General features: G+C 25.3%; 30 protein-coding genes and 1 pseudogene. 23 read left to right on the top strand and 8 right to left on the bottom strand.

Translation table 4 applies throughout. The features are described from left to right. Nucleotides 1–54: 54 nt before the first annotated feature. Nucleotides 55–702, bottom strand: coding sequence for a hypothetical protein (locus SDAV_RS07775; RefSeq protein WP_114565164.1), 648 nt, complete (start codon nucleotides 700–702; stop codon nucleotides 55–57). Nucleotides 703–871: 169 nt separating this feature from the next. Between SDAV_RS07775 and SDAV_RS13405 the strand changes: the two genes are divergently transcribed. The 5 genes from SDAV_RS13405 to SDAV_RS13390 all read left to right on the top strand — a co-directional run bounded on the left by SDAV_RS13405 (nucleotide 872) and on the right by SDAV_RS13390 (nucleotide 3376). Beyond that, complete coding sequence (locus SDAV_RS13405) at nucleotides 872–1231, top strand: DUF21 domain-containing protein (protein WP_245938331.1); 360 nt, start codon at nucleotides 872–874, stop codon at nucleotides 1229–1231. A gap of 173 nt (nucleotides 1232–1404) precedes the next feature. Continuing rightward, entirely contained in the window at nucleotides 1405–1689 is a 285-nt protein-coding gene (locus SDAV_RS13400; protein WP_245938330.1) for a CBS domain-containing protein, read from the top strand. Between the two features lie 94 nt (nucleotides 1690–1783). Next, complete coding sequence (locus tag SDAV_RS13395; RefSeq protein ID WP_245938329.1) at nucleotides 1784–2002, top strand: CBS domain-containing protein; 219 nt, start codon at nucleotides 1784–1786, stop codon at nucleotides 2000–2002. A gap of 337 nt (nucleotides 2003–2339) precedes the next feature. Beyond that, nucleotides 2340–2801, top strand: coding sequence for a MarR family winged helix-turn-helix transcriptional regulator (locus SDAV_RS07765; protein ID WP_114565163.1), 462 nt, complete (start codon nucleotides 2340–2342; stop codon nucleotides 2799–2801). Between the two features lie 341 nt (nucleotides 2802–3142). Then, nucleotides 3143–3376: an ABC transporter transmembrane domain-containing protein gene (locus SDAV_RS13390; RefSeq protein WP_245938328.1), complete on the top strand. Its 234-nt coding sequence runs from the start codon at nucleotides 3143–3145 to the stop codon at nucleotides 3374–3376. An 82-nt stretch (nucleotides 3377–3458) separates the two neighbouring features. On the opposite strand, the gene SDAV_RS07755 is transcribed toward SDAV_RS13390, so the two are convergent. From SDAV_RS07755 to SDAV_RS12160, 5 genes are all read right to left on the bottom strand, one after another. Next, the gene (locus tag SDAV_RS07755; RefSeq protein WP_114565162.1) at nucleotides 3459–3695 is read right to left on the bottom strand and encodes a hypothetical protein; all 237 of its coding nucleotides are present in this window, start codon (nucleotides 3693–3695) and stop codon (nucleotides 3459–3461) included. 3 nt (nucleotides 3696–3698) lie between these two features. Further along, the gene (locus SDAV_RS14110; protein ID WP_281268788.1) at nucleotides 3699–3827 is read right to left on the bottom strand and encodes a hypothetical protein; all 129 of its coding nucleotides are present in this window, start codon (nucleotides 3825–3827) and stop codon (nucleotides 3699–3701) included. A gap of 75 nt (nucleotides 3828–3902) precedes the next feature. Continuing rightward, nucleotides 3903–4040, bottom strand: a complete 138-nt coding sequence (locus tag SDAV_RS12170) for a hypothetical protein (RefSeq protein ID WP_186823362.1) — start codon at nucleotides 4038–4040, stop codon at nucleotides 3903–3905. Nucleotides 4041–4045: 5 nt separating this feature from the next. Next, on the bottom strand, nucleotides 4046–4207 hold the full coding sequence (locus tag SDAV_RS12165) for a hypothetical protein (protein ID WP_186823361.1): 162 nt from the start codon (nucleotides 4205–4207) through the stop codon (nucleotides 4046–4048). A gap of 13 nt (nucleotides 4208–4220) precedes the next feature. After that, nucleotides 4221–4382 carry a hypothetical protein gene (locus SDAV_RS12160; protein ID WP_186823360.1) on the bottom strand — a complete coding sequence of 54 codons (162 nt, stop codon included), beginning with the start codon at nucleotides 4380–4382 and terminating at the stop codon, nucleotides 4221–4223. 770 nt (nucleotides 4383–5152) lie between these two features. Here SDAV_RS12160 and ybeY point away from each other — a divergent pair. From ybeY to SDAV_RS07730, 4 genes are read left to right on the top strand one after another with little or no spacing between them, the layout of a single operon-like run. Continuing rightward, nucleotides 5153–5629: an rRNA maturation RNase YbeY gene (gene ybeY, locus SDAV_RS07745; protein WP_114565161.1), complete on the top strand. Its 477-nt coding sequence runs from the start codon at nucleotides 5153–5155 to the stop codon at nucleotides 5627–5629. Between the two features lie 26 nt (nucleotides 5630–5655). After that, complete coding sequence (locus SDAV_RS07740; RefSeq protein WP_114565160.1) at nucleotides 5656–6084, top strand: diacylglycerol kinase family protein; 429 nt, start codon at nucleotides 5656–5658, stop codon at nucleotides 6082–6084. Between the two features lie 17 nt (nucleotides 6085–6101). Beyond that, complete coding sequence (gene cdd, locus SDAV_RS07735) at nucleotides 6102–6497, top strand: cytidine deaminase (RefSeq protein WP_114565159.1); 396 nt, start codon at nucleotides 6102–6104, stop codon at nucleotides 6495–6497. A 1-nt stretch (nucleotide 6498) separates the two neighbouring features. Further along, on the top strand, nucleotides 6499–7569 hold the full coding sequence (locus tag SDAV_RS07730) for an alpha/beta hydrolase (protein WP_114565158.1): 1071 nt from the start codon (nucleotides 6499–6501) through the stop codon (nucleotides 7567–7569). A gap of 22 nt (nucleotides 7570–7591) precedes the next feature. Here the strand turns inward: SDAV_RS07730 and SDAV_RS07725 are convergent, their stop codons facing one another. Beyond that, complete coding sequence (locus SDAV_RS07725) at nucleotides 7592–8374, bottom strand: hypothetical protein (protein WP_114565157.1); 783 nt, start codon at nucleotides 8372–8374, stop codon at nucleotides 7592–7594. A gap of 167 nt (nucleotides 8375–8541) precedes the next feature. Between SDAV_RS07725 and rbfA the strand changes: the two genes are divergently transcribed. After that, nucleotides 8542–8880 carry a 30S ribosome-binding factor RbfA gene (rbfA, locus tag SDAV_RS07720; RefSeq protein WP_114565156.1) on the top strand — a complete coding sequence of 113 codons (339 nt, stop codon included), beginning with the start codon at nucleotides 8542–8544 and terminating at the stop codon, nucleotides 8878–8880. A 6-nt stretch (nucleotides 8881–8886) separates the two neighbouring features. Here the strand turns inward: rbfA and SDAV_RS07715 are convergent, their stop codons facing one another. Next, the gene (locus tag SDAV_RS07715) at nucleotides 8887–9762 is read right to left on the bottom strand and encodes a bifunctional 5,10-methylenetetrahydrofolate dehydrogenase/5,10-methenyltetrahydrofolate cyclohydrolase (protein WP_114565155.1); all 876 of its coding nucleotides are present in this window, start codon (nucleotides 9760–9762) and stop codon (nucleotides 8887–8889) included. Between the two features lie 168 nt (nucleotides 9763–9930). Here SDAV_RS07715 and SDAV_RS07710 point away from each other — a divergent pair, with 168 nt between their 5' ends. From SDAV_RS07710 to SDAV_RS14105, 13 genes and pseudogenes are all read left to right on the top strand, one after another. Next, entirely contained in the window at nucleotides 9931–11538 is a 1608-nt protein-coding gene (locus tag SDAV_RS07710) for a formate--tetrahydrofolate ligase (protein ID WP_114565154.1), read from the top strand. A 43-nt stretch (nucleotides 11539–11581) separates the two neighbouring features. Beyond that, nucleotides 11582–12925 (top strand): hypothetical protein, encoded by a 1344-nt coding sequence (locus SDAV_RS07705; RefSeq protein WP_114565153.1) that lies wholly within the window; start codon nucleotides 11582–11584, stop codon nucleotides 12923–12925. Between the two features lie 222 nt (nucleotides 12926–13147). Beyond that, nucleotides 13148–13444 carry a hypothetical protein gene (locus SDAV_RS13385; protein ID WP_245938327.1) on the top strand — a complete coding sequence of 99 codons (297 nt, stop codon included), beginning with the start codon at nucleotides 13148–13150 and terminating at the stop codon, nucleotides 13442–13444. A gap of 192 nt (nucleotides 13445–13636) precedes the next feature. Beyond that, nucleotides 13637–14041, top strand: a pseudogene (locus SDAV_RS13380) (flavoprotein); the annotation flags it as partial. A gap of 33 nt (nucleotides 14042–14074) precedes the next feature. Next, a complete protein-coding gene (locus SDAV_RS13375) occupies nucleotides 14075–14815 on the top strand; it encodes a phosphopantothenoylcysteine decarboxylase domain-containing protein (RefSeq protein WP_334199355.1) in 741 nt (246 codons plus the stop codon). Continuing rightward, on the top strand, nucleotides 14815–15579 hold the full coding sequence (locus tag SDAV_RS07690; RefSeq protein WP_114565152.1) for a type III pantothenate kinase: 765 nt from the start codon (nucleotides 14815–14817) through the stop codon (nucleotides 15577–15579). The genes SDAV_RS13375 and SDAV_RS07690 overlap by 1 nt, the downstream gene beginning before the upstream one ends. A 571-nt stretch (nucleotides 15580–16150) precedes the next feature. Beyond that, nucleotides 16151–17062, top strand: a complete 912-nt coding sequence (gene truB, locus SDAV_RS07685) for a tRNA pseudouridine(55) synthase TruB (RefSeq protein WP_114565151.1) — start codon at nucleotides 16151–16153, stop codon at nucleotides 17060–17062. After that, nucleotides 17062–17949: a riboflavin biosynthesis protein RibF gene (gene ribF, locus SDAV_RS07680; RefSeq protein WP_114565150.1), complete on the top strand. Its 888-nt coding sequence runs from the start codon at nucleotides 17062–17064 to the stop codon at nucleotides 17947–17949. The genes truB and ribF overlap by 1 nt, the downstream gene beginning before the upstream one ends. Before the next feature lie 96 nt (nucleotides 17950–18045). Beyond that, the gene (gene rpsO, locus SDAV_RS07675) at nucleotides 18046–18312 is read left to right on the top strand and encodes a 30S ribosomal protein S15 (RefSeq protein WP_114565149.1); all 267 of its coding nucleotides are present in this window, start codon (nucleotides 18046–18048) and stop codon (nucleotides 18310–18312) included. A gap of 199 nt (nucleotides 18313–18511) precedes the next feature. Beyond that, a complete protein-coding gene (locus SDAV_RS07670) occupies nucleotides 18512–19285 on the top strand; it encodes an SDR family NAD(P)-dependent oxidoreductase (RefSeq protein ID WP_114565148.1) in 774 nt (257 codons plus the stop codon). A 200-nt stretch (nucleotides 19286–19485) separates the two neighbouring features. Beyond that, on the top strand, nucleotides 19486–21102 hold the full coding sequence (locus SDAV_RS07665) for a hypothetical protein (protein ID WP_114565147.1): 1617 nt from the start codon (nucleotides 19486–19488) through the stop codon (nucleotides 21100–21102). 166 nt (nucleotides 21103–21268) lie between these two features. After that, nucleotides 21269–21547: a hypothetical protein gene (locus SDAV_RS07660; protein WP_151202521.1), complete on the top strand. Its 279-nt coding sequence runs from the start codon at nucleotides 21269–21271 to the stop codon at nucleotides 21545–21547. Between the two features lie 211 nt (nucleotides 21548–21758). Beyond that, nucleotides 21759–21887, top strand: a complete 129-nt coding sequence (locus SDAV_RS14105) for a hypothetical protein (protein ID WP_281268786.1) — start codon at nucleotides 21759–21761, stop codon at nucleotides 21885–21887. Nucleotides 21888–22450 lie beyond the last annotated feature (563 nt).

Genomic DNA, 22450 nt, shown 5'->3' with positions numbered 1-22450 from the left:
TTTTAACAATGATTAATTAAAAAAATACCCAGCAAGTTGTCTGAGTATTTTTTATTATGATTTATTATGATCAATATCTCAATCTTCTAAGACCATATGTTTAATAAAACGATTCATTCATAAGTCAGAATTGGCCTCCGTTTGTAAGTTTCCAACTTCACCCGTTTCGAACCCAACATAATTTCCATTTTTAATATAGACGTAAGTTGGCGTTCCAATTAATCCTAATGAATCAGCAGTAATTGTTTTGTCAATTTCACGATTAATTTTATGAGCATTTCGCTCTTGTGTTACAATTCAATCAGCAATTTTTTTTTCTCATTTTTCTTTTCAAATATTATTATAATCTTTAATGTTATCAGTAATAATTAAGCGAGTGTTTTTAATTTTTTCTTGTTCATCAGCACTAATCGGATATGTTTTTAAAGCATATTGGGCACCAAAATTACCTGCTAAATACTTGTCATATTTATCATTACCATAACCATTTTTATTATATAAATCTGGAATTGTTGTATCTGTTGTATTTTGACAATTAATGCAATTCTTTGCTGAAACCATAAAAATAAAACTTTCTTTATTGTTTATACCATTGACGAATTGATTGTAATATGCCATATTTTGATCTGAACAAGCTATTGTTGCTTTTGCTGTTGTTGTTGCGAGTGTCATTGCCGCCATTGTACTTAGCAGTTTTTTCATTTCTATTCCTCCCCAAGAATTATTTTATATAATTGTCTATCTATAACTATACATTATTTTTTATATTTTTAAAGTTAAATCTAAATATTTTTATGGTGTTATTTAGTAGATAATTATGAGATAAAAGTATATAATGATAGAAAATAATATAGATTTTAAAGGAGAGTAAATGATGATGGATATGACCACCGCATTGGCTGTGTTCCTTCCAATAATGATTATTTTATTAATTTTTTCAAGTTTTTTTTCGGATTCAGAAACAGCTATTACCTCAATTAATGTTATTCGTTTAAAACAAATGGCAAAAAAGAATGTTAGTAAACGGAAAAAAAGATCAACAAATAAAACAATTCGTTGAGCAAAACAAGTTTATAAATTGGTCAAAGATTATGATCGTACTTTAGCAACTATTTTAATTGCAAATACTTTAGTTAATACGGCTTTAGCAACAATTGGAACTTTATTTTTTGCGTCTTTGATTATCAATGCTGAAACAGCAACATGAGTAGCAACAGGGGTATTGGTTTAACTGTTTTAATTTTTGGTGAATTATTACCAAAAACAATTGCTAAAGTTTTTTCTGAAAAGTTTTCAATTTTTTCAGCTTATATTTTATAAATCTGAAAAATTTTGTTTTATCCTTTTACTTGGTTGTTAACCTTTCATAAACAAAAAAATGGTGTTTTAACAACAGAAAATGAATTGTTAGAATTAATTTCAACAATTGAATCAGAAGGTGTTTTAGAAAAAAATGAGAAAGAACTAATTGAATCAGAAATAACTTTTGATGAAAAAACAATTGGTTCAATTATGACAGCAAAGGAAAAAGTTAAAACAATTTATAGTAATATTTCATGACGAGAATTACAACGGTTTTATAAGCAAGAACGTTTTACGCGTATTCCTGTTTTAGTTCCAGAAACTGAAAAAGTAATTGGAATTTTAAACATTAAAGATGTTTTTATTGCCGTTATTGATCATCAATAAGTTGATATCAAAAGTTTAGTTTCTGAACCAATTTTTTTCTCGTTATTTAAAATTAGATGATGCTTTAGAATTATTTCAACAAGAGCAAGTTCATATGGCAGTTGTTATTACCAATGAAGATAGTAATAATTTTCTTGGAATCGTTACACTGGAAGATATTTTAGAAGAATTAGTTGGTGAAATTTATGATGAAGATGATGAAACTGGGCAGGTAAAAGAAATTGGTCACCATATGCTTTGAATTCATGGTAGTACTTCGATTAAAAAAGTATTTCAAAAATATTTGCATTTAGCAGAATGAAAGTACAGGTAAAACATTATATCAATGATTTGTTAAGGAAAAAGGATATGATTTAACAAAATCAGAAAATAAAATTAAAGAATTTGTTTATCAAAATTATGCTTTTCGCGTAAATGATGATAAAAAAGGCAAATTAACTTCCAAAAATATTATTTTTGAAATTGAATTTTTAACTAATAATAATCCAATTCATGATTTAGAACGTTAAAAACAAAAAAGTGTATTTATTTTAAATACATTTTTATTTATCTTTGTTAAATACTTAACATTAATTTATTCTATGTTAAGATAAAAAAAGATAAGAAATATAGAAAAATAAATGAGAAGGAGGAGGATTATTCTGGAAAAAATGCAAGTAGAAAATGAAATATGTGGTGGATTACTTTTTCGTTATTTAGGTTTTATTAACAAAGCATTTACACAGCAAATTGAAAATGAACTACAAAAACAAGGTTATTATGATTTTCAAATTTCTAATATTTGGTTATTAATTTTAATTGAACGGCTTCCTGACTATACAATGAATGAATTAGCACAAGTTGTTAATCAATCACGGGCAAATATTACGATTGTTTCAAAAAAATTAGTACAAAAGGGTTATGTTGTAAAAAATCGCCCAGAAAATAATAAAAAAATTATTTATTTAACCTTAACTGAAAAGTGATGAAAATTAAAACCAATTGTTTTTAATTTAGTAAATCAATTAGATCAACGCATTATGCAAATTTTATCAAAACCACGATATGAAACTTTACTAGCTGATTTAGGAAGGATAGTTGAGTTGCTAAAAAAAGAAGGGTCTACATCTTAAATAAAATGTTAAATATTTAACAAATATTAATAAAATAACTTGTAATATTTTTTAGAATTTGTATAATTATTTTGTTAAATACTTAACAAAATACAAAAAAGAGTTTATTATGAGAGAAAAAAATGATGGGTTAAATTTAACTGGTAATAATACAAAAAAAGAACCGTTGCCAATTAAAAAGCCAAAAGCCACCCCAATGTGATTTTTTAAATTATTATTCAATTTATTATAAACAATTTTGATTTCGTTGATGATGTTTAATCTTATTTATTATTACTTGTGGAATTACAGTTACCTTACCTAAATTAACAAATATTGTTATGATGGAATTGACAACGGGAATGTCAAAGTGCTCAAGTATTAATGATCCTGCGATGCCATGAGGAACATTACTATACTGAGCAATTGGTTTTGCCGGAACTTTTATTGTTTCGGGAATGTTTTTATATTTACAAAGTTTAGTTGGTGGGTCAATTTCACAAAAAATTGAAATTGATATTCGAATTAAAGTTTTAAATAAATTAGTTAATTTAGATATGAGTTATTATCATGATAAAAAATGGGTGATATTTTAACTAAATTAATTTCTGATACGCAAATTTTAGGTGACCAAGGATTGAAAAACTTACAAATAGCATTTAAAAAAATAGCATTAAGCTATTTTTTATTTTCTATATCTAAATCTAATAAATAATGTTTAAAATCATTTTTTAATTTTTCATTTTCTTTTTGTAATTTATGTCCTTTTTCAAACACTTCACAATTACTTTCATTATCATTTATAATTCTAATTTTTAATAATGCAATTTCTTTATTTTTTTCAGTAATTATTTGTTTTAAATTATAAATTTCTTGTCTCCTTTCTAAAATATCTTTAACCTTTCTACAGTACATACATTATATTTGTGCTGGTTTATCACCGCCTTTATTGTGTTTTATATAAAAATTAATAAAGTATTCTACTTTTTCTGAAAAAGTATAGTTTTGTGGTAAATTATTTCATATTTTTTCTTGTTCTTGATTCAAATACAAATTAATTGTTTTTCGAATAAAGAAATATTTTGAACTATATCTTTTACAATATTATCATTATTATTCATTTTAAATTTCCTCCAAATTCTTTTCCATAATTAATTTTTCAATATAGTCATAATCACTTTCTTCTGAATAACATTCTTCTAATGCTTCTTCAAATAAATCTTCTTCGGTATAAATATTTCCATTTTCATCTTTTCACATATTATTTATTCTCCTTGTCATTTAATATTTTCATTTTCTAAATCAATAATTACTGTTGGATAATACTTTTTATTTTTAGCAGTTATTTTTGCTTCTTCAAATGTATAAAACGATAAAGTATCAATGCTATATTTGTTTTTAATTATTAATAAGTATTTTTTATTCATAATTTAATTCCCCCTAATTTTTCTTTGTATTTAATCCTCAATGTTCATCAGCAATTTCATCTTGTGAAACCAGGTAACTTTTACCCATTAATTCATTTAATTTATTTTCTTGATTACATTTAAAACAATATCCTCAATATCTTTTTTTAAGACAAGTTTTATTTAAATTTTTCATATTTACCTCCTAAATTTATTGTTCTATATTTTGTATTTTGTAAATATACAACTATTTTTATTTGTTTGACGCCAGAACATATGTCTCTCTTCATCCGCACCATTTCAGGTCAAAGCGTTCAGTTTTTAAAATAAATTCACTCGCACCTTGAATAGCCCAGTGCTGGCTTTGTGGTTTTTAACCCTTGCTACTTCTAAGAAGTAAATCTTTCGCAGATTTAATTGTAAAGTCACTATCTTTATTTTTATTGTCGTTTGATATTAACTCTGGACTTATCACGACTATCGCAATTTATTGCGTCTATTATTTCCGGGCTGATTACCGCTGGGCTAGACCGCCTATGTGGAAAAAAACACTTAGTTATTTTAAATAACTGCCCCACTCTGCTATTAAGTTGTTTTTCAAAAGTTGTTTTTCAAATAAAAAACAACTCTAACAAGAGTTGCTTTTTTACGGGTTCATCGTACAGGATGCCAAACTAATGACGATTAATTAACCTATATTTTTGTTCCCCATCAGGCACCTTGAGTTATTAAACCAGGACAACAAGTAAAAATAAAATATTTTGTAGAGAAAAAATGGCAAATAATTATAACGTAAGTTAAAAGAGAAAATGATTATTATCTTATTTTAAAACAGCCAGAATTTATGATTAATGTTTGATATTTATCAGCGAAAATAGAAATTGGTTCGCAAACAACATTAGATTATTTACTGAAGATAATGATTTAATTTGTTATAATAAAAAAAGAGAAGGGTCTGGTGAGGTAATGAAAGATGATTTTGTGATTTATAATGAAACAAAGTTTGATATTAAACCATATCAAGATGATTTTAATGCAATTTTCAAAAAAATTAAAACTTTATTAGCAATAACTGAGCCATTAGAATTATCATTAATTATTGTTGATGCACAAGAACAATTAGAACTTAATCGAAAATATCGTAACAAAGATTATGTTGCTGATGTTATTACCTTTGCTTTAGAAGAAGAAAATAAGATTGATTTATTTCAATTAACCGGACTGCGCATTTTAGGGGATATTTTTATTTGCTATGAAAAAGCTCTTGCTCAAGCTGCTGAATATAACCATTCTCTTCGTCGTGAATTTGCTTTTTTATTTACTCATGGTATTTTACATATTTTAGGTTATGATCATCAAACTTCGACTGATGAAGAAAAAATGTTTAATTTACAACGAAAAGTATTAAATGATTTACAAATTAACCGAATTCCAATAAAATAAAAACAGAAAGAAGAAAGGGATACATAATGGCAAAAGAGTCACGAGTCAAGAAAAAAATATTTTTTAAATTACGGAATAAATTTTCAAATGCTTTTCGTGGAATTTATACAGCAATTAAAGAAGAATCAAGTTTAATTATTCATTTTATTGTGTCATTGGTTGTTATTGGTCTGGGAATTTGATTGCAAAAAATGGTTCCTAACCAGTTTGGATGTGTTCAATGAGCAATTTTATTATTAACCATTGGAATTGTCATTGGTTTTGAGTTAATTAATACAATGGTTGAAAATTTTGTTGATTTATTATCATTTGAATATAATATTAAAGCAAAAAAAATTAAAGATATTTGTGCCGCGGCAACATTAATTAATTCTATTTTGGCAATTGCAATTGGATTATTAATAATGTTACCACCGTTGGTGGATGTTATTAAGTTATATTTACAAATTAGTTAAAAAGGGGAGTTAATGAAATGCCAAATTATTTTGAAAAGTTAAAATTATTAAGTAAAAAAGCTTATGCACCATATTCAAATTTTCGTGTTAGTGCAATTTGTTTGTTAAAAGATGGTACAGAAGTTATTGGTGTTAATGTTGAAAATGCAGCATATGCTGCTACGATTTGCGCAGAACGGACAGCTTTAGCTCAGGTTTATGCGTTAGGTTATCGTAAAACAGATATTATAAAATTTTACTTATATACTGACAGTAAACAAGCAGGTTCTCCTTGTGGAATATGCCGGCAATTTTTATGAGAATTAGTTGATCATCGAATTCCAATTGAAATTTATAATCAAAAAGGTGAATCATATGTTTTAACAATTAAAGATTTACTACCATATGGCTTCACGAAGGAGGATTTACAGTAGGATGGTCAAGAAACATAAAGATGAGGAAGATTTTCAACAAGATTTTGTTACTGACCATAGTTATCGTCTTGTTCCTGATGATCAATTACAAGAATATATGCATAATAATGTTATTTATATTAAAATCTTTTATGCTTTTCATGACAAACGGTTTTTATTAACTCATCATACTTGATGAAAAAAAACTGATAATGATTTAGAAGCATATTGTAAAAAGTATATTATGGATTTAACCAAGCGTTTGCATCTTGAAACAATGGCATTAACTTCTGATGAATTAGCACAAAAATGAGATATTCAGGAATATGATATTCCTGGTTATGAAGATGTGATGTTAAAAGGAGTTTCAATTCGTTCATGAGTAAAAAATGACAACAATAAAAAATGAGTTATTGTTGTTCACGGATTAAATTCACATAAATTCCGTGCAATTTTTTTTGGTTTAATTTATCTTCGATTAGGTTATAATATTCTTGTATTTGACCAACGAAATCATGGCGAATCAACTACTAAAATGACAACAATGGGTTACTATGAGAAATATGATTTAGCATCAGTAGTTGATTTTTTACAAACTAAAATTGATCCAAAATTAAAGGAACTTAATTTCCATGGTTGGTCAATGGGAACTTTTGTTATTATGGAATATTTAAAATTTGCATTTGATAAAAATAAATTAATTAATAGTGCTGTTTTAGATTCAACAATTAGTAATTTAAATGTTTTATATCGTTATTATATGTTAAAGACAAAAGTTAATTATTATGAACATTATTATGCAATTCGTCGTTATGCGATTGAAACACGCGGGTATGATCCAGAACAAATTAATCCTGGTGAGAATTTGGAAGCATTAGCAAAATTACCAGTGTTATATATCTTGAATAAGAAAGATAATGCAACACCATATATAATGGGGCTGGTAGCTTACCAGAATAAGCGTAAGTATGAAAAACAAAAAATTAGTCGTCGAATTGTTTTTGATTGTTATCATGTTCGCGGAATATATCATAATTCAACGGAATATTTAATAGCAATAATAAATTTTATTACAACTGCAAAAAGAAAATAGTGATAAACAACTTTATTTATCACTATTTTCTTTTTTTATTTTGATTTTTATTAAAAACACGGTACATACCATTGTTAAGACTATGCAAACTAATGTGAAAAATAGTAAAAACAATAATAAAAATAAAAGCAATAAAACATGCTGCTTGTACTCTTGATAATCCTGAAATAATTGGATTATCAATGTCTAAAAATAAATAAGGATATGCTCAAGTAATATTGCCATCTCGTTTTCAAGCTGCTGCCCGCACAATAACATACATTAAATAAAAAAATGGATAACTTAAACTAATTCATCAATCTTTTTGTAAAAAGTCTTTTTTTCAACTAAGACGATGATCACCAAATGACAAGAAGGTATAACCAAAAAAGAGAATTGGCATAATAAAATGAGTAACAACAGTACAACTAATTTGTGCTTTACTATATTCATAAATTGTTACTTCTCTGTTTTTATAATCAATAATAATTCCAATTCAAAAAATAAAAAACATTAATAAATTTCAGTTTAAAATACTTAATTTAGCATTAGTTGAAAAAAATCAACTTTTTTGTTCACGATGATGATTAAAAATTGCTAATATTAACCAAGTAATAGTTATGATATTAACTTGAACAGAATAAAAACTTAATAAGATGTCATAATTTTGCAAACTAGTAAGTTTTGTTCCTTTTACATATCAAAATTCTTTAAAAATATCCATGTAAAATCCATAAGTTAAAAATCCAAAAGCTAAACTGGCAATTATTACTTTATAATATCAGAGATAATCTTTGTATCAAATCCGATAATTTCAACGTTTCATAGTCCCTCCTTGGTATATTTTACATCAAATCACATAAAAATTGTTTTTTTAATGACATCTAATCCTTTTTTTAGTTCTTTTTAAAAATAATTTTGTTTATTAATAAAATTATTCCTTTTTATAAAATGCTTTGTTATAATGCTAGTAAGTTAGAAAAAGGTGAGATAATGGCAAATAAAATTAAAGTTGAAAGAATGCAATCTTTGATTACCCGTGATTTAACAATTATTATGCAACGAGAAATTCGTGATGAAATTTTAAATACTATATCAATTCATGCTGTAAAATTATCAAATGATTTGAGTCATGCAAAGGTTTATTATTCATCATTATTAAATAAATCAGAGGCAGAACTTCACAATGTTGTTCAGAATTATAAAAATAAAATTCGAAGTAAATTAGCGCATAAATTAGAAATTTATCGTTGTCCGGATTTAGAATTTGTTTTTGATCATTCATTAGATAATGCGAATAATATTGAAGCAATCTTGCAAAATTTAAAATAAGAAACCTTATCAAAGTACAAAGCATGTTTCTTGATTTAATTGATAAAGATATAAGATGTTTTCTAATAATGCGGCAATTGTTATTGGCCCAACTCCGCCAGGAACAGGGGTAATCATTTTTACTTTTGATAAAACATTATTAAAGTCAACATCACCACATAAGTTATTATTTTCATCACGATTAATTCCAACATCAACCACAATAGCATTTTCTTTAATCATCTCTGCTGTAACAAATTTAGCTTTCCCCACGGCAGAAATTAAAATATCAGCTTGTTTTGTAAAAACAGATAAATTTTTTGTTTGTGAATGGCAAACTGTTACAGTTGCTGAGGCATTTATTAAAAGATTAGCAAGGGGTTTACCAACAATGTTACTACGGCCAATAATTACAACATGCTGTCCTGCTAATTGAATTTGGTAGTGTTTTAAAAGGGCTATAATTCCTTTGGGCGTCCCTGGCAATAAGTTATAATGTCCAAGCATTAAATTGCCTAATATTTCTGGAGTAAACCCATCAACATCTTTTTTAGTTGTTATTGTGTTAATAATTTTTTCACTATTGATATGCCTTGGTAATGGAAGTTGAACAAGAATTGCATCAATGTTAGAATTATTATTTAAGTCATTAATAATTTTTATTAAAGCTGATTCGGCAATACTATCTGGATAATTTAATACATTACAAGTAACACCAACTTTTTCACAAGCAATTTTTTTATTTTTAATATAAGTAGTACTAGCTTTATTATTACCAATTTGAATAATTGTTAATGCAGGTACACGTTGCTTTTTTGCCTTAATTTTTAAAATTTGTTTAGTTATTTTTACTTTGATTAATTCACTAACCATTTTCCCATTAATTATTTTTGTTTTATCCATTAAATTTTCGCTCTTTTCTATGCTAAAATACCTGTATATAAATTATTGTATCTGAAAGAGTTAAATAATTAAATACAAAATCTTAGCATTTTTAAAATAGCATCGTGTTTAAAAATTATTGACACTCCCTAAAAATAGGACATTATTAATTAAAAGGAGTAAAAGAAAATGGTAAAAATTATCACAATTGCAACAAAAATTAATTTAAAAGATGATGACTTAATTAAATATGGTGATTATATGGCAAAAGTAAAAGCCTTTAATTTTATTAATTTACCTAAAAAAGCAAAGTTTATTTTAGTGACAGCAATTAATCCAACCAAAGGAGGAGAGGGAAAAACAACTTGTTCAATTGGCATTGCTGATATGTTGAATCATTTAGGATATCAAACAACTTTAGCATTACGAGAACCATCTTTAGGACCAGTGTTTGGATTAAAAGGTTCAGCAACCGGTGGCGGCGAATGCATTATGGAACCAGAAAATGAAATTAATTTACATTATACTGGTGATTTTCATGCAATTACAACAGCAAATAATATGGTCAGTGCTATGATTGATAACCTTCTTTATTGAGGAAATCCACTGCAAATTGATCCTAAACAAATTATTTGACAACGTTGTTTGGATGTTAATGATCGTGTTTTACGAAATATTGAAATAAAAATTAATGATAAATTACATCGTTCAGAACATTTCCAAATTACTGCTGCTAGCGAAATTATGGCAATTTTAGGTTTAAGTAAAGATTTTGATGATTTACGTCGTCGTTTAGACCAAGCAATAGTTGCTTATAATTTTTATAATGAACCAGTTTACCTACACGAATTAAAAATTACGGGTTCATTATTAGCCTTATTAAAAAATGCTTTATTGCCAAATTTAGCACAAACAAAATATGGTACACCATTATTAATCCATTGTGGGCCATTTGCAAATATTTCCCATGGGACAAATTCTTTAATTGCAACAAATTTAGCATTAAAATTAAGTGATTATGTTGTTAGTGAAGTTGGATTTGGGAGTGACTTAGGGTTTCAAAAATTTAATGATATTATTAATTTAAACGAGGAATATACACCAGATTGTACCGTGTTAGTAGCAACAATTAGAGCATTAAAATTACATGGTGGTGCTATTGAAACAACATTAGTAACAGCTGATCTAGGTAGTTTGAAAAAAGGATTAGAGCATTTACAACATCATATTAAAATTATTCAAAATTACCATTTAAATTTTGTTGTTTGTTTAAATCAATTTGCAACTGACACTCCTGAAGAAATTGCTGTCGTGACTGAATGGTTAAAAGAACAAAAAATTCCATTTGGAATTAATAATACATATCATTTCGGAATTAAAGATAATCCAACTTTGGTTAAAACTATTCTTAAAGAAATTGAAAAACCACAACAATATCAATTATTATTTAATCCATCAACAACATCGCTTACTGAAAAAATTAAAATAATTTGTACAAAAATTTATCAAACAACAAAAATTGTTTTTAGTCCCTTGGCACAAACAAAGATTGATTTTTATCAACAAAATACAAAATATCAACATTGACCAGTTTGTATGGCTAAAAATCATCAAACAATTTTTGGCAATAAAAATCCTTATGATGATCAAATTATTATTCGTGACTTAAAAATTAATTCAGGAGCAGAATATTTTATTGCTTATTTAGCAGATATTATTACGATGCCGGGTTTAAATAAAGTTCCTAATGCTGTTAGCATTGATGTTGTGAATGATGAGATTATAAATATTAAATAATTTTTGTTATAATATTTTTAAGTAGAAAATAGGGGCGAACTTAATGCAGAAAAAAGCAAAGTTTTTAGAATTAAATAGTATTGTTAGTAAACAACTTAATTTAGCAACTAATATTCGAAAAAAAATGCAGGAAATTTTTAGAATTTATAAAAATAGTTTTCAAAAATTAGGTTATCAAACAATTGCTCTTGGTGAGTATGGTTTTAAAACATTAACAAAATATGACAAGTTAGAGTTAGAATTAGCCATTCTTAAGTATCATCCTAAAAATAAAACAGGCTTACGTGAACAAATGTTTCAAGTTGTTTTAAATGAAATGCGCAAAAATATTAGTAAAAGAACAGTTATCAAGGATAGTCAAAATGATGGTTATTTAGAATATCAAGTTAACGATGAAATTAATTTTATTGTAAGAATTATTCCTTTTTGTTATAAAAAAAATTCAGAGGGAGAATTAACATATATTTTTTGACGAAATGGAATTGAAAAAAATGATAATGTTATTCAAGTTGTCCACGCTTTTAATAAAGCTAATAAGATTTCTAATAATTTATTACGAACATTAATAAAAATGATTAAGTATGTTTTGAAAGATTATTTTCCATATTATTATATTTTATATACCTTAACTTTACGATGGTTTTATGAATATTTTACAAAAAGATATGATAATTATTTACAAAAAATTGATATGAGTAAGCGGATTGAAAAACAAGATTTAATGAAGTATCGTAATATTAATTTTCAAAAAAAATGATTTTTAAATAAAATTGATGGTGAAGAATTAATTTTTTATATTTTAGAACGGTTTTGAAAAACAGAAACATATTATTTTCGTGAATTTGAATTTATTGAAGAAGAAATTTTTGAATCAATTTCACGCTATAGTTGATATACCAATAATTGCTTTTTAACACCATATGATTATTATGTGGATTTTAAAATTTATAATATTAAAGAATTTAATGATTTAAATTATGTTCAATCAGAGTTTAAAAATACTAATTTTTCGCTAATTCAGTATGATTACTGTCGTAATCATGATTTAGGAATTTATGTTACACCAGTTAAAATTTCAGGGGTAGTTGGTTTTATTGATTACGCAATTAATTTTAAACAAAAAGCAACAGGTCTATTTAAAAAACTGGATCCGGCAAAACGAAAAGATGCCATAAGTGTTAATCAACGAGAGATTATGGAGGAACTAAATTTAATTGCACATAAATGATTAACAACTTATCGTAAAAAATTGACATATATTAAGGTTTATTTTGATAAAAAATATCCAATTATTTCATCATCAAATTATTATATGCGATTGCAAGCTATTATGACTTCTGTTGATAACTTAAAAAATGATGATTATGTTATTGGTAATGATAATTAAAGGATAAAAACTATGAATTAGAACTTTTACTAGTTAAGTTTTTAATTAAAAATAATAAATATATGGTATAATGTTATTATGAGAAAGGTACTTGATTGAAACTATTTATAATGATTTAAAAACTATTTATTATGTGGGGTGAAAAAGTGTCAACTTTAGTAGGGAACAATTGTAGCCAATTTTATGATAATGTTATTCGTGAATTATCAATGATTGTGAATAATGAAAAAATTATATCACATAATAATCCCTGTCTTAGCATTAGAAATAAAATTGTATTATGTTATGAAAAGTTCAAAATATAATTCAACACAAAAAGATGAAATTTTAAAACGAATAATTATTGAACGAACAAAAGCCTTAGAATATAAGGCAACCGAGTTAATTAAAGAATATGCACAGGTTTATCAAAAAATTTATCAAAAACCATTAGATTTACAATATGCCTATATCTCAATATTAAAAAAGGTAAAATATTTTGCCCAAGAACGTTATGGTGAACGATTAAATATTAATTAGTAACTTTTATTGCCGTTATTTAGAGCAACAACAATGACAAGAATTAGTAGAAGGAATTATTGCCGAATCGCAACGAAGAATGCAGGCTGTTTTTTGCAAAGAAAACAACAAGGTAATAATTAAAAATCGATATATTAACATAAATATATCGATTTTTAATTATATAATTATAACAATGAGTGAGTTGTTAAGATGGCAAAAATTATTTTAGTTATTACGGGAAGCATTGCTGCTCATAAGGGTCTTCATTTATATGAAGCATTGAAGAAAGAAAATGATGTTGAATTGCTTTTAACACAAGATGCTTTAAAATTTTTAAAGGATTGGCCAACAACAGCAAAAACCGAAATTTTTATGAAATAATATTATGATAAAAAAGACTTATCAGAACATATTACAATTGCTGAGCAAGCTGATTTATTTGTTGTTTACCCAGCAACACAAAACTTTATTGCTCAAATTGCTCATGGTTTTACAAATACGTTAGCGAGTTTAGTATATAGTGCTACGCAAAGTTATAAAATGATTTTTCCCGCAATGAATAGTAAGATGTATTTATCACGAACTAATTTACGGAATTTAGCACAATTAATAGCAGATGGGAATCAAATTTATGAACCTCGTTTAGGGATGCTTGCTTGCAATATGGTTGGGATTGGTCGTGCCTGAGAATGAGAAGATGTTTTAAAGGAAATAAAGCAATTTTTAGTTTGAAAAAACTTGTGAAAAGATAAAAAAGTTATGCTTAATTTTGGGCGAACAAAAACATATTTAGATGATATTCGTTATTTGACAAATAATTCGAGCGGAAAAATGGGAAATGCATTGCATACTGTATTAACATGAACAAACTGTTCTTTAACAACAATTGTTGGTGATTGTTATTTTCCAATTTATTATGAACATGTTAAAGCAAACACAAACAATGAAATGTTAACAGCAATGTTAAAAACGTATAAAGAACAAGACATTATTATTGCGTGCGCTGCTTTAAATGATTATCAAGTTGCGTTTCCTATTAAAGGAAAAATTAAAGGAAAAATTAGCAAGCAAAAAAATCCTCAACTTGCTGTATCATTACTTCCTAATGTTGATGTATTATTTAAATTATTTAAGTTAAAACAGCACCAAATTTTAGTTGGTTTTAGTGCTCAAAATAATTTTGATTTATATTATGCTCGTCAAAAGTTAATTGACAAAAATTTAGATTTAATTATTATCAATCAAATTAATGTTATGGGTACTGATCAAAATGAAATCATTTTATTAACAAAAAAAGGGCATCAACAAATTCGTAGTCAAAACAAAATTATTATTGCAAAAGAAATTTTAGCAGCAATTAGTGAATTAATAAAGGAACGAACACAGTAATGAAATTATTAGTTGATATTGGTAATACAGCAATTAAATTTGCAATTCTTAATTCTCAAAAAAAGATTATTGTTTTTTTAACAATGTCTAGTCGCGAATTAGTTGCTGAAAAGAATTTTCGGCAAAAAATAATAACTGGTTTAAGTACAATAAAATTAGTTTTAACAGATCTTACATTATTAGCTTTATCTTCTGTTCGGCCAATGTGAGATGATTTATTTTATCAATTAGCTGCAGATTTAAAAATTCCTTTTTATCAAGTTAAAAAAAATTTGTTTACTGAGCGATTAAAAACAGACATTCCTAATCTTCGCAATCTTGGTGCTGATTTAATTGTTGGTTCATATGCAACATTAGTTTTATTTCCTAAACAAGATGTTATTTTAGTTAATATGGGAACAGCAACAACAATTTCATTACTAAAACAAGGAATTCTCTTAGGAACAATTATTATGCCAGGTTTAGAAACAGCAGCAGAAGCTTTATTTGAGCGGGCACAATTATTACAAAAATTTGATTTTTCTTATGACAATGCGACTTTAGGAAAAAATACTAAACAAGCAATCAATATTGGATTAGTCAATGGTCATTTATTAGCAATTACTGCTTTTGTTAACCAACTTGCAACTGAAGCAATAAAACCACAAGTAATTTTAACAGGAGGTAATGCTGTTTACATTAAAAAATTAGTTACTTACCATTATGATAAAGATTTACTTTTTAAAGGATTAGTTGCCATTTTACAAGATAATAAATTAATATAAAAAATAGGACTAAAGTCCTATTTTTTATATTTTTTTGAGATATTTTATTAATTTTAAAGGCCATTTAGGTATTTAATACATTTATCTGTGTTCGTTGCTTTATTTTATTAAAAAATAAAGATTACATAACATGTCCAATTTTTTTATTTTGATTTACTTATTTGTCTACTTAAGACATTCTTAATAATAACATACATTTTTGAAATTGCAAGATTTTAAAAGTAATTTTTTTTGTTTTATACAAATAAAAAAAATTAATTGAAGAAAAATGAACAGCCTATAAGAAACTTCAATTAATTTTTAAAAACGTATGAAAAACAAACTTTAAGATTATTTTAGATTTAAATATTGCCACAAAATACAAATTTTAGCACAAAATAAAAGGCTAGAATAATTTAAGAAAGATATAAATGTAACAATATTTATTTTTCATACATAAATATCATAAACTATATTTTTCTAATAATCAATTAATTTTGTAAAAAATACGATAAAAATAAGGTACTTTTTTAATCAGTGTTAGGAATATATTAAAAAGTGATATAATATTTCAGGAAGTGGGGTGGTTATTATGCATGACGGTATTTTTTTAATCAATAAACCAACAGGAAAAACAAGTAATCAGGTTATTCAAGAAATTAAACAAAAATTGCAGATTAATAAAATTGGTCACGCAGGAACATTAGACCCATTAGCAACAGGATTGTTAGTTGTTTTAGTGAATAATGCTACGAAAATGAGTGAATATTTGTTAACAGCAGATAAAGCGTATGATGTTGAAATGCGATTATTTGTTGAGACAGATACTGGTGATATTACTGGGAATGTGCTTAATGAAACAGCACCATTTAAGATTCAAAAGAAAATATTAAAAAAAATCTTTAATGAATTTAATGGATTTATGTATGAACAATATCCACCAAAATATTCTTCTATTAAAGTTAATGGTAAAAAACTTTACGAGTATGCACGTCAAGATAAAGAAGTAAAAATTAAACCACGAACTGTTACAATTAAGGCAATTAAATTAAAAAAATATGATGCACATAATCATACAATTAAATTTAGTGTGTTATGTACTAAAGGAACATATATTAGAAGTTTAGTGACTGATATTGCGGCAAAATTAAATACTATTGCTACTGTTACAGCTTTATGCCGTACTCAATCAGGAAATTTTATGCTATCTAAAGCAATTAACCCTGAAGCAGTAAATTTTAATGAGTTAATATCGATGTATGATGCTTTATTTATTAATAATCAACAATTATTACTTTATCATCATGATGAAGAAATTCGGCAAGGAAAACCTATTGTTATTATTAATCATACTGACCCAATTATTTTTATTATTGATAAAAATAAAAATGTTTTAGCAATTTATAAACATATTGGAAAACATGTTTATGCCTGTCAACGTGGACTATGAGGACATATTGAACCTAAAAACCAAGATGACAGAGAGAAGGATAATCATTATTAATGAAAACTTTAGTATGAAATAATCCAAGTTATAAGAAACCAAAAGTTGCTTGTTTAGGTTTGTTTGATGGGTTTCATCAAGGCCATTTAAAATTAATTACACGTTTAATGGAGATTAAAAAACAGTATAACCTTGCAACATTATTTTTTACTATGTCACAAAGTGTCAGTGATTTTTTACAACAAACAAATACAAAAATAGTAGATAATCATTCAAAACAACAAATTGTTGAAAAATTAGGATTTAATTATTATTTAGAAGTGCGGCTTAGTACTGCAATTATAAATTTATCTGCACAACAATTTTTAACAATTTTAAAAAAACAATTTAATGTTACAAAAATTGTCATTGGCTCTGATTTTCGGTTTGGAAAAAATCGTGAAGGGGATTTTAATGATATTATTGCTTTTTTTGGTCAAGAAAATGTTTATTTAATTACTCGCCAAGATAATTTGTTTTCTTCAACAACAATTCGAAATTTTTTATTAAAATATGATTTAGCATCAGCAAATAAATTATTGTATGAAGATTATAATTTACGTGGAAAAGTAAAACCAGGAAAACAATTAGGACGAACAATTAATTTTCCAACGGCAAATATTTATTTGCCACAAAAAGTAATTTTACCCTATGGTGTTTATGTGACAGAAACATTAGCACAAGGTAAACTTTATCCTTCAATGACATCTTATCGGTTATTTGAAGGGAAAGAAGTTGTTGAAACATATTTGATAAATGTTAATTTGGATTTATATGGTCAGGAAATCATTGTTTATTTTAAAAAATATCTTCGAGAAAATATTAAAATTAATAATTTAGAAGAATTAGTTACGCTTTTAGAACAAGATTTAGTTAATACCCTTGCTTTTTTTGCTAAAAAAGCATAATATTAATAAGGTTGTTATTTCGTTGATTTAAGATAACCCTTTCTTAAATTCTTTGTTTTAACATAATAAGCCACTAAATGAAGGGAGAAAATAGTAATGGTTTCAAAAGAAAAAAAAGCAGAATTAGTTACAAAGTTTGGTCAAAATGCCAAAGATACTGGTTCAACAAAAGTTCAAATTGCAATCTTAACAGAAGATATTAATAATTTAACCGAACACTTAAAAGTACATCGAAAAGATATTGTATCAAGAAGAAGCTTATTGCAAAAAGTAGCACAAAGAAAACACTTGCTTGCATATTTAACCAAAACTGATTTTAATGAATATAAAGCAATCATTAAAACATTAGGAATTAGAAAATAAGGTTTAAGGTTTTTAACCTTTTTTAAAGTTTAATATGAACTATAATAAAATAAATAATAAAATAAATTAATAATTTATTTAATTGCAACAATTACTATTATATTAGTTAATAAATTTGTTATTGTGCATTTAATTTACATTTAAAAAAAGATTATTTTACTTAATGTTAGAATTAATGTAATGAAAAGGATGATATATTATGGAAAAAGAATTTGTTGTAGTAACAGGAGCATCATCAGGAATTGGATATGGTTATTGTCAGTGATTGTTGAAGCAAGGTTATCATATTATTGGAGTATCTCGCCATACAGAATGAGCAAAAGAATTACAACAACAATTTCCTGAACAAACAATTGTTGCTTTATCATATGATTTGTCTGTTCCTGAAAATTGTTATGCTTTATTTGAAAAAATAAAACAGTATCATATTGTTTTATTTATTAATAATGCTGGTTTTGGGAAAAAAGGTCTTTTTATAACAATTCCTTTAGCAGATGAATTAAAAATGATTAATCTAAATATTCAAGCAGTCCATATTTTAACAAAACTTTTTACGCAATATTTTATTGAGCAGAAAAAAGGACGAATTATTAATATTTCTTCCTTATCTGCTTTTTTCCCTGGGCCTGGAATGGCAACTTATTATGCAACAAAAGCATATATTTTAAGTTTATCTGTTGCTATTAATACTGAATTAAAGAAAACAAAATCACCAGTTCGTGTAGTTACTATTTGTCCTGGAGCCACACAAACTGCGTTTTTTAAAAATTCTGATTTTAAAAATAATAAAACCTTGCCAGGTTTAATGTCATTAGAACGATTTATTAAAAAATCTTTACCAAAAGCATTAAGAATAAAAAGAAAAAATTATTTAATTATTGGTTGAAAAAATCGTTCTTTGAAACGTTTATTTCGTATTATTCCGCAAAAATCTACATTAAATTATACATATTTAATTCAAACTAAAGATTAAAATTTTATATATGGATTAATTTATGCCATAAATTATAAATTCTTTCGGATTAAAAAATATATTTTAAAATAATTGTTAACCCCCTTGATTTTTTTTTTTTTTTTTAATAACATAAAAGATATTTCGAATATATAGGATATTAAAATATATATAAGATATTTGGGATATAGTTATTTTTTAAAAGGATGGATTTAAAGACTATGAAAAAGCTATTAGCAATGTTGGGAGTTGCAAATTTTAGTTTGGTTAGTGTTGGTTCTGTTATTAGTTGTAAAAATGATTCAAACAATAATCACCATAATAATGAAAATGAAATTGATTATAATGGAGATTTAAAAATTTTAAATGATATAACAAAAGCAGCATCAAATGCTATTCAAAAATACACAGCAGAAAAAACTTTAATTGATACTAATTCTTACCCAAATATTGATTTTGAAAACTTATTTTCAATGGTAAGAAATGATCACCAAAAGGAAATATTAGAGGAAGAAGATGGTAAGGTTGCACCAGTTTTAGCAACTCTTAAAACTGGTTTTATGGCAGTTTTTAATAATATTAATCGAGAAATTGCTAATAAATATTCAAACTATTATACAAATAGTTTTCCGCTGAATATTGAACCAGATAGTGTGAACTTTATTTTAAATTTTATTGATGTTGAAAAATTAGGTAAACTAGCATATATTAATCCGGAAGGTTTAAAAGCTGTTCGTTTAGATTTTAAATTTAATGTTAACATCAAATTTAAAAAATTAGAAACAGTTGTACCATTTTTAATTCAATACACTATTACCAATGATATTGATAAAATGCAAAAAATTTTAAAAGCAGTAGTAGAACAAATATCAAAGTCAATTATTAAATTTTTTAATGAGAAGATGTCCGGTGATATTATTGTTGATAAAAATGAAACTTTCAAAAGTATTTATGATAATTTTGATTTAAATTATGCTTATGATCACAGTATGTTAGATACAATTGTCCAAAAAGAATTAGAAAAAGGATTAAAAGAAGATGATACGTTGGGAGAACTTGGAGAAAATATCACTTATGCTAGTGATGAAAAAATCTTAATTTTATTAAGTTCAATTATTAATCCAGATACAAACGGTGTGACACCAGTCTTGCCAGATGATGAAAAATATGCCTGGGTTAATACTGGGTATGCTCCAAAAAAATTAACACCTGAAAATTTCTTAGAATTTTATGGTGAAAAATTGAATATTTTAACTGCTTCAACTGGTGAAAAATTACAGTTAGGACAGTTTAAAATTAATTTAGCAAAAATTTTAGTTGCTGGATTACCGTTATCAGGTATTTCAGTAAATGACAATAAACCAATTTATATTAATGTAGGAATAACACGAGCAGGAATGATCAAAAAGATTGAGAACTTTGGACGAATTATTGCTGCGTTTTATAAATATTTCCAAATTACATGAGATATTCGTGTTCATACTGAAGGGGTTATTTTCTTACCAATTAAAAAATGAGAAACATTAAATAATCAATTTGCAAAAAATCCTGATTTATCGCTTAAAACAATTTGAAACAATTATTTAAGAGAATTTAAGGAACAACCTGAAATCAAAGTTTTACCTGATATTGGAAAGTTCTGAGTTACAGCTCATAACAAATTTAGTGTTGACATTGGTAATGATCGTGCATTTACTTGACATTATGGATGATATAATGAACTTAAATTTCGTTTTGGTGTTAACCAAACAACGAATAATATTTATTATACACCTTGACCAATTGATAAATATCGAATTTCGTTTAAACCAGAAGACTATGTCTATCCACCATCATAAGATATTAATTATGATAGGTTAAGAACAATAAAGTAAACTTTATTGTTTTTTATTTATAAATATGCATAAATAATATGTAAAAACTAGTTTATTTAGGTAAAATTATAAAGTAATTTTTTAAATCAATGAAAGGGAAAATTTATGATTTATGGAAGGAAGATATTTAGTGAAAAAAATAATTATTTTAGTTGAAATAATATTATTTGTATATATTTTAATAAAAATAATGCTTATTTCTTTTTTTATTACTATTATTTTACCCAATAAAACAATAACTTATGATCATACTAATACTATTGAAAAAAATAATAAATATTCAATGAAAGATTTAATTAAAGAGCCTAATTTAGGTAAGATTCCATCTAATTCAATAAATGATATTCGTAATGCGCTATATTATAAAAATCCGACTTTAAATCAAAGTTTTAATAAACCTTTGTATTAAAGCACCAATTCGGATTATTTTTACTAATGTTCAAAAAAAACAAAGCCAATGTAGTGCTATCAAATTACAGTTCTAAAATTGAAAACGATGCAAGTGTAACTTTTAAAACAAATAATTTTATTTTGCATTCAATAATTAAGACCCCGAATTTGGGAATATTAACAGACAATAATGAAACAACATTACGTAAAGTATTAAAAGAAAAAACCTTATGCTAAATATTGATTGAATTAAGTTTCAAGATATTAAGAAAGATTATGCTGTTATAGTGCCCGATTCTAGTAAAAAAGATAATAATTATCTTGGAAGAAGAATTAAAGTATTTTTTAAATTAATCTAGATTTTGTAAATTTGTTTTAAAAAAATTATATTAATTAAAAGTAATAATGCAGTGTTTATCATATTATGCTTTAGTAATTTTTTTTTTTTTTTTAAAAATATCCTTGTTTTTTTTCTTAAAAAAAGTTATAAATAGAGTAAGCAGTTGTATTGTTATAAAAATTTATTTACCAAAATTTTATCAAAAAGATGGATATATCAATTATCAAAATAATATTATAAATTTTGTTTATTAAATAATATAGTTAAAAGAATCAGGCAATTAACTAGAAGTTAAACGATAATTAGAAGTTTATTATTTTCGTGTTTTCAAATTTTCTTATTCTGAATATATAACACATAATTTTACTCCCTGATTTAAAAAATATTATTTTTAAATATTTAAGAAAGAAGATAAAACTATGAAAGCATTATTTCTTAAATCTAATTAATTATTAATAGTTAGTAATTCCTTTTATATTATCTATTTTTACAAAACTATAAACAATAATTTTAAAGTAAACGAAATAATATAATAACTAGTTAGCACTAATCAAAATGTTAATTAAGAAAATATGATATTTT

This window comes from Spiroplasma phoeniceum P40, assembly GCF_003339775.1.
Lineage (GTDB): Bacteria > Bacillota_I > Bacilli_A > Mycoplasmatales > Mycoplasmataceae > Spiroplasma > Spiroplasma phoeniceum.
Note: the sequence above shows the minus strand (reverse complement) of the source record. Positions and strands in the feature narration are given on the sequence as shown.